A 7,965-nucleotide genomic window follows, 5' to 3' on the forward strand; every position below is an offset into this window, starting at 1 on the left:
ACATGTTTGCGAAGAAAAATAGCCTTTTTTTTGTTGAAATCAGGAATGATCAGTTTTTTTGTGGCTGACTAATTAATCAGTCAAATAAATCAGCGAAATGACCATTACTATATATCAAGTATGGAAAGACGAAGTACTAGCCTGATTCAGTTCTATGAGCTCCCCGTCCCGACCGACTAACAGCAATGATGCTGGCACAAAAATACCCATAAGAATTAATTTTTCTGACTGTTATAGAATAGTGAATTTATCTTCTGTGGAAAAAGAAAAAATAAGATAAAAAATAAGAGATAAATATGGGGGGGGGTTAGACTTCGCTACAGAGGGATTGAACTATTTCTTGATGATCTGGTCTAAGTAACCAATTACAAACTACTACTTATTACATAACTTCAACCAATTTGAAAAATACGAGGTTATCCAATGGATATTGGACTTGGGCCATACCCGCAACAGAGCTGCTTTAACCCGCAGGAAGAAACAAAGAGATCTTTTGATGCGGGTACGAAAAGAGGCGCACATTTCCATCGGTATGATGTTAATCATTTAGAACAATGCTCTACATTAACCACAGAGAAAAAAAGATACAGATATTTGCCAAAGAAATCAAATGAAGAGCAAAGGCAATCTGCCACCTCGAGAAAAAAAAATCGTATGGATGCAATAAGAGACGGTTTTGAACTGCTAAAAAATAAACTTCCGGAAAATCGGCGCTTATCAAAAATAGAGATTCTGAATCACGCCATATCACGCATTAATTCGCTTACTGAAGAACTAAATACCACGTCAAACATATCAGGTCGTTCAGTGTCTGGTAACAACTCTATTGAGACGTTGACTGACTGACGTCCTGCGATTTCCTTCAGGCCCTGTTGTTGGCCTACAACCCTTTTACTTCTCGGATTACCTTCCTCTCAGTCAGGTCGGTTCAGGCGCCTTTCAGCCAGACGGGTCTGCTGAGCAAGCAAAAAAGCCCCATGAACACAACCATGGGGCTTTCTGAAAGACTCTCGGCGATCAGGCGGTCAAACGTCTTACCTCTTCCACTGAATCCAGAGTCAACGCTTCACGGGCCAGGCTCTGGCAATGCTCATAGTTCAGGCTGCGAACACGAGCTTTAACCACCGGAATCGCCGGGACACTGATAGACAGCTCCTGAACGCCAAGACCAACCAGAATTGGCACTGCACTTGGATCACTGGCCAGGCTTCCGCAGATGCCCGTCCACTTACCTTCTTTGTTGGCCGCTTTCACAGTCATATCAATCAGGCGCAACACGGCAGGATGCAGACCATCCACCCGGGCCGCCAGTTTCGGATGACCACGGTCAACAGCCAGCGTGTACTGGGTCAGGTCATTGGTACCGATGGAGAAAAAGTCCACTTCTTTGGCAAAGTGATCCGCCAGCAGGGCCGCTGAAGGTACTTCAATCATAATACCCACTTCGACCTTAACACCCGCTCTTTCCTGCTCTTCCAGAACCAGCTTTTTCACTGCCCTGAACTCATCCAGAGAACTGATCATCGGGAACATGATGCGGACACTACCAGCATGGGCCGCCTGCAGAATGGCACGGATCTGCTTACGCAGCATGGAGGGACGATTGAGACCAATCCGTACACCACGCTCACCCAGGAAAGGATTTTCCTCTCTCGGCAGCGGCAGATAGGCCAGTGGCTTATCACCACCCACGTCCAGCGTGCGGATAATGACCGGACGGTCTCTACCCATGGCACCGAGAATATCCTCGTAAGCTTTCACCTGCTCAGCTAGAGATGGCTCGGTTGCACGCTCCATATAGAGAAACTCGGAACGCAGCAGACCCACCGCTTCAGCACCCAGTTTGACCGCTTTTTCAGCGTCATCCAGGTTGGCGATGTTAGCGGCAATCTCAATGTGATGACCGTCTTTGGTAACCGCTGGCTGGTCAGCAACTTTCAGCGCTGCCTCATGTTCAGCAGCAGCACGTTCCTGACGGGCAACGGTTCTGGCAATTTCTTCCTTAGTAGGATTAACCAGCATGTAACCCTTGTTGGTGTTGAGGATTACATCGGTGCCATTGTCGTATTCACGAACGCTGGCCGGTACGTTCACCAGATACGGAATGCCCATGGATCCTGCCAGAATGGCCGCATGGGAGGTAGCACCGCCGTGAAGCGTAGCAATACCAATCACCCGCTGACGATCCAGAGTGACCACTTCAGAAGGAGTGATGTCCTCAAGGCAGAGAATAGTATTCTCTGGCAGCTGGTCAGTACCACCATCAACACCCATCAGGACGCGCAGAACCCGAAGACCAACGTCTTCTACGTCAATAGCACGGGCAGCCAGCATCGGGTTATCCAGCTTGCGCATTGCATCGGCTTCAACCAGAAAACTTCTGTGCCAGGCCCACATGGCGCTCTTGCCATTTTCAATCAGCTCACGGGCACGCTCACTGATGGCCGGATCTTCCAGCAGCTGCTGATGGGCAACAAACACCTCAGCATGACCACCAACATGATCCTTTTCCATTTTGGTAACCAGCTGCTGCAGGGATTCCTGCGCTTTCTGGATACCGTAGCCAAGCTGACCCAGTTCATCGCTGACACCCACTCCCTCTTCAGGGTAGTCAGGCAGCTCATGGATCAGATGATGCAGCTTACCAATGGCCATACCCGGTGCTGCCTTAACACCTGGTAAACGACCATCGGCACCTTCTACCGGTCCGAGCAGTGGCGCTTCTTCTTCCATTACTTCATCAGCACCTGGGAGAACATCCACAACCTGTTCACCAAGACCACTGCGGAAACCATCCAGAATGGCTTCCATCGCTGCTTTGGCATCAGGGCCGGAAACGGTGATTTGAAGATTTGAGCCCAGCGTAGTGGACAGACCCATCAGGGCCGTCAAACTGTTGGCTTTGCTCTCTTTACCATTGTCCCTGTTCATAATCATCACTTCAGAATTGAAGCGTTTGATAATCTGAACCAGGGTCGCAGAAGGCCGTGCATGAAGACCCAGCGGGTTTTTCAGCACAAAGTCTTCCATCAGTGTCACACTGTCCTGATTGCTGTATTTGCTTTCGGTGGACATCACCTTCACAGGCTCAGCACCAATACTGAATACAGAGTCCTGACCGGCCTTAACCTCGGTACGAGGATTGACAACAAAACCGGTTTCACCCGTGGTCATCATGATGGCGGTCTGCAGACTGGCGGCTTTGGCACCGACCAATTCAGCATCAAAAGCCAACAGCTCCTGACCAACAGATACTTTGTCGCCTATTTTGACCTTTGCTTCAAAGCCTTCACCACGGAGCATCACGGTGTCGATGCCAACGTGAATCAGCACCTCAGCTCCGGAGTCTGTTTTGATCGCCACGGCATGCTTCGAATCATGCAGCTGGCTGATGGTACCGGCGCAAGGCGCCAGTACCACAGAGTCCGTTGGATTTATCACCACTCCGTCGCCAATCAACCGTCCGGCAAATACCGGGTCAGCTGATTCCTCAATGGATAACAGCATCCCGGAAAGAGGCGCGATTAGTGATAACTGGCAAGGCTTGCCGTCTTTTTTGACGAGAGTCATGCAGAAACCTCAGCATTGGAAAGATCGTCCGTCACCGGGATCTTTTTCATTTCATCAACAATCATTTCAGCCTGAGGACCTACGACGATTTGCAGATTCTTATCACCCACACGAACCACCGCGGAAACACCCAGAGCTTTAATGCTGGCATCACTGACACTGGAAGCATCTTTCAGGGTCAGGCGCAAACGAGTAATGCAGGCATCAATACTGGTAATATTTTGATGACCACCCAGAACCTTCAGGCACTGACGGGCAAACAGAGCACTATCAAGGGGCTTAACTTCAATTTCTTTTTTCACTGTCTCTTTGGCAACTTCTTTTTGGGCAAGAAGTGCTGCTGCTTCCTGAGCCTGACCAGGCAACTGGATAGAACTCAGGTCTTCACTGACGGCAATCTTCTTCATCTCACCGGCGATAATTTCTGCCTGTGGACCAAGAATAATTTGCAGGTTCTTCTCACCCATACGGATCATGCCACTGGCGCCCAGCGCCTTGATGACACGCTCATCAGCAACAGCAGGATCGTTCAGAGTCAAACGCAAACGTGTAATACAGGCGTCGATATTGGTGACATTGTCCAGACCACCAATAGCCCTGGTGAACTGACGAGCCTTATAAGCGTTGTCACTCATGCCCTGGGTATCAACAACAGGTGTCGCTTCTACGATACTGTCGTCGTCATCTTCACGACCCGGGGTTTTCAGATTAAAAATCTTGATACCAAAATAGAAGACACAAAAGTAGATGGCCGAAAACACCAGACCAATCACAACCAGAGTCCATGGCTTAGTTGCCAGTCCCCAGTTTAGCACCATGTCGAACAGACCGGCGGAGAAGCCAAAGCCACTCAGCACGCCCATGGCATTGGTCACCACCAGAGAAACACCGGTCAGTACCGCGTGAGCAGCATACAAGCCGGGAGCCAGGAACATAAACATGAATTCCAGGGGCTCAGTAATACCGGTCAGGAAAGCAGTCAGGGCAACAGAGAACAGAACACCACCCACCTGCGCACGACGGCTCTTCTTAGCCGTCAAATACATAGCCAGCGCAGCAGCAGGCAGACCAAACATCATGACCGGGAAGAAGCCTGTCATAAACACCCCGGCCGTTGGGTCGCCGGCAAAGAAGCGTTTTAAGTCACCGGTAGATACTGCTTGCGTAACAGGATCTGTAAACTCACCCAGACCAAACCAGAAGTAGGAATTCAACACGTGATGCAGGCCAAACGGAATCAGACCACGGTTCAGCGTACCGTATACAAACTGACCAATGGGGCCAGATCCGGCAATACTGTGACCGAAGGTATCAATACCATTTTGAATCGCTGGCCAGATATAACCACAGGCCCAGCCAATGGCCAGCATGAACAGACCAGTCATGATCGGCACCAGTCGTTTACCGCTGAAGAAGCCCAGAGATGCAGGCAGAGAAACGGCATGGAAACGGTTGTAAGAGTGACCCGCCACAATACCGCTGACGATACCGCCAAAGAAGGACATGTCGATATCGGGATTAATGGTTGCCGTGGTGGCTTTCAGAATGAAGAAGCCAACAGCACCGGCGATGGCAGCAGCACCAGCACCATCAATCGACAGGCCAACGGCAATACCCATGGCGAATAGCAATGCCAGATTACTGAAAACGGCGTTACCCGCCTCCGCCATAAAGGGAATACCCAGCAGGTCAGGCTGGCCCAGGCGGAGCAGCAACGCTGCGACAGGAAGAACGGCAATAGGCAGCATCAGCGCCTTACCGAGTTTCTGCAAGTAACCCAATATGTTCATGTTTGATCAACCATTAATTCTTTATAGTGAGAGTATCTATCTGTGTGCTGGCAAATCTAACTGATTTATTTTTTAAAAAAAATAAAAACACGCTAAAAACTGATCTGGATCATTATTTTTAGCCATTTACCACCGTTTTCAGGCATAAAAAACAGCCTTCATTTTTCATCGAAAATTAAATAAGCTATGATAAAAATCATTACACTTCCCCTGAACAGATTCTTGAGCAAAGCAAAAACAATCTATTCGGAATGCTGTTCACGGATCTTCTCTCAGAATACAAAGCAGGTCGTATACTTCAACTACACGACACTGTCTAAATAGAGACCCTGATTAGTAAACTAATCGAGCACAGCGGTTCTTTATATGGAGTTTACGACATGCGTTTCATACCTCTAAAAGACAAGCCAGCCGTTGGCCGTTGGGCTGCCCGATATATTGTTCAGCGTATTAAAGCATTCAATCCTGCGGCTGACCGCCCTTTCGTTCTCGGCCTGCCGACTGGCGGCACACCAATCCCTACTTATCAGGAGCTGATTCGCCTGCACAAAGAAGGTGAAGTCAGCTTTGCCAATGTGGTTACCTTCAACATGGATGAATATGTCGGACTGTCTGCTGACCATCCGGAATGCTATCAGGTATTCATGCATCGAAACTTCTTCGACCATGTGGACATTCCTGCGGCCAACATCAACTTTCTGGATGGCAATGCTGAAGATCTGGATGCAGAATGTCATCGTTATGAAGAGACCATTAAAGGCTACGGTGGCATTGAACTGTTCATGGGCGGCGTTGGACATGACGGACACATTGCATTTAATGAGCCCGGCTCATCACTGGCCTCCCGTACCCGCCTGAAAACACTGACCACGGAAACCCGGGAAGCCAATGCCCGGTTCTTTGATCAGGACATCAACCAAGTTCCAAAACTGGCACTCACAGTGGGTGTTGGAACCGTTCTGGACTCCCGTGAACTGATGATTCTGGCCACTGGCGCTGACAAATCCCGCGCTGTTCAGGCCACCGTGGAAGGGTCTGTGAATCATATGTGGACTATTTCCGCACTGCAGCTTCACCCGAAAGCAATGATGATCTGCGATGATCCGGCAACTCTGGACCTGAAAGTTCGCACTCTGCGCTATTTCCAGGATATTGAATCTGAAAATATCAAGGATGCTTAATATGTCAGTGGATAATATCACCAGCCCGGAAACTCCTTACGCCCTGATTAACTTTAAACCGTTAACCGGTCATCCGGAGCAACAGGCAATCACTGCCATCATTATAGAGAATGGTCGAATTTCGGCCATTGGCACGGCCGAAGATGTTGTCAGGGATTACCAGACCATTGACCTCAATGGACTGATGCTTAGCCCCGGTTTTATCGATCTGCAAATAAACGGCTGTGGTGGTGTTCTTTTTAACGACGATATATCCATCAATACGCTGGATATCATGCATGCGGCAAACCTGCGTTCAGGCTGCACAACCTTTCTGCCAACACTGATTACCAGCAGTGATGAAGATATGCGTCAGGCGGTTAGTGTGGTTCGTGAATATAAGACCATGCACCCGGATCGTGTTCCGGGCATTCATCTGGAAGGGCCTTATCTGAACCTGGAGCGGAAAGGTATACACGACATTAACTATATTCGTGAACCTTCTCCTTCGATGATCGACTTTTTCTGCGAAAATGCCGATGTCATTACGATGATCACTCTGGCACCTGAAATGTGCCCTGCGGGTACTATCGAAAGGTTGAGCCAAGCCGGTATTGTGGTCTCCATCGGGCACACCAATGCCACCTGCGAGCAGGCTAAGGCGGCGGAAAAAGCCGGCGCCCGTTTTGCCACGCACTTGCATAATGCCATGAGCCCCCTGGGGAGTCGTGAACCCGGTGTAATCGGTGCCATTTTCGACAGCGAAGTGCTCGGCGCAGGCATTATTGCCGATGGCCATCACCTGGCCTGGGAGAACCTGCGTATTGCCCATCGTCTGATGCAGGACCGGCTGATACTGGTCACCGATGCCAGTACGCCTGCGGGTACCGACATGGAAACCTTCCAGTTCGCCGGGCAGACCATCTATCACAAGGATGGTAAGTGCTTTAACGTTGATGGCACGCTGGCCGGTTCAGCACTGACCATGATCGAAGGTGTTGCCAATAGCATTCGTGAAGGGATTGCGCCTGATGATGTGATTCGCATGGCAACGGTTAATGCCGCCCGCGCCATCCATGTGGAGAATGAGATGGGCAGTATTGCTGTGGGTCAATTTGCCAATATTGCTATTTTTGATGATAGCTTTACCCTGCGTGGCACTGTCAGCGGTGGTGAGCTGAAACTTAGCAAGTAACACTTGCTCGTTCCCACAGCTCTGAAGCTGTAGCAAAAGGTTGTAAATACCCATTTATATCTCCATCGTCTTTCCCGCGAAGGTGGGAATCCATCTCGAGAGTGGGAGTCTATCTCGAGCAGTGGATCCCCGCCTGCGAGGGTGTCGCAAAAGGTTGACCCTCCGTCTTTCCCGCGCAGGAGGCTGTCGCAAAACCCACCAGGAACCTCGTTCCCACGCTCTGCGTGGGAACTGTCTCTTATACACATCT

At 49.7% G+C, this 7,965-nt stretch carries 5 protein-coding genes; 3 read left to right on the forward strand and 2 right to left on the reverse strand.

Translation table 11 applies throughout. The features are described 5' to 3' along the window. Window positions 1–423 precede the first annotated feature (423 nt). Window positions 424–846, forward strand: a complete 423-nt coding sequence (locus RM811_RS03415; RefSeq protein ID WP_402520777.1) for a helix-loop-helix domain-containing protein — start codon at window positions 424–426, stop codon at window positions 844–846. Between the two features lie 171 nt (window positions 847–1,017). On the opposite strand, the gene ptsP is transcribed toward RM811_RS03415, so the two are convergent. Further along, window positions 1,018–3,570 (reverse strand): phosphoenolpyruvate--protein phosphotransferase, encoded by a 2,553-nt coding sequence (gene ptsP / locus RM811_RS03420; protein ID WP_402520779.1) that lies wholly within the window; start codon window positions 3,568–3,570, stop codon window positions 1,018–1,020. Continuing rightward, on the reverse strand, window positions 3,567–5,360 hold the full coding sequence (gene nagE / locus RM811_RS03425) for an N-acetylglucosamine-specific PTS transporter subunit IIBC (protein ID WP_402520780.1): 1,794 nt from the start codon (window positions 5,358–5,360) through the stop codon (window positions 3,567–3,569). The genes ptsP and nagE overlap by 4 nt, the downstream gene beginning before the upstream one ends. Window positions 5,361–5,740: 380 nt before the next feature. Here nagE and nagB point away from each other — a divergent pair, with 380 nt between their 5' ends. Together nagB and nagA are read left to right on the forward strand one after the other, a co-directional pair. Continuing rightward, window positions 5,741–6,541, forward strand: a complete 801-nt coding sequence (gene nagB / locus RM811_RS03430; protein ID WP_402520782.1) for a glucosamine-6-phosphate deaminase — start codon at window positions 5,741–5,743, stop codon at window positions 6,539–6,541. A gap of 1 nt (window position 6,542) precedes the next feature. Next, window positions 6,543–7,715, forward strand: coding sequence for an N-acetylglucosamine-6-phosphate deacetylase (nagA, locus tag RM811_RS03435; RefSeq protein WP_402520784.1), 1,173 nt, complete (start codon window positions 6,543–6,545; stop codon window positions 7,713–7,715). Window positions 7,716–7,965: the final 250 nt, after the last annotated feature.

The sequence above is a fragment of the Endozoicomonas sp. genome, assembly GCF_031844845.1.
GTDB lineage: Bacteria > Pseudomonadota > Gammaproteobacteria > Pseudomonadales > Endozoicomonadaceae > Endozoicomonas.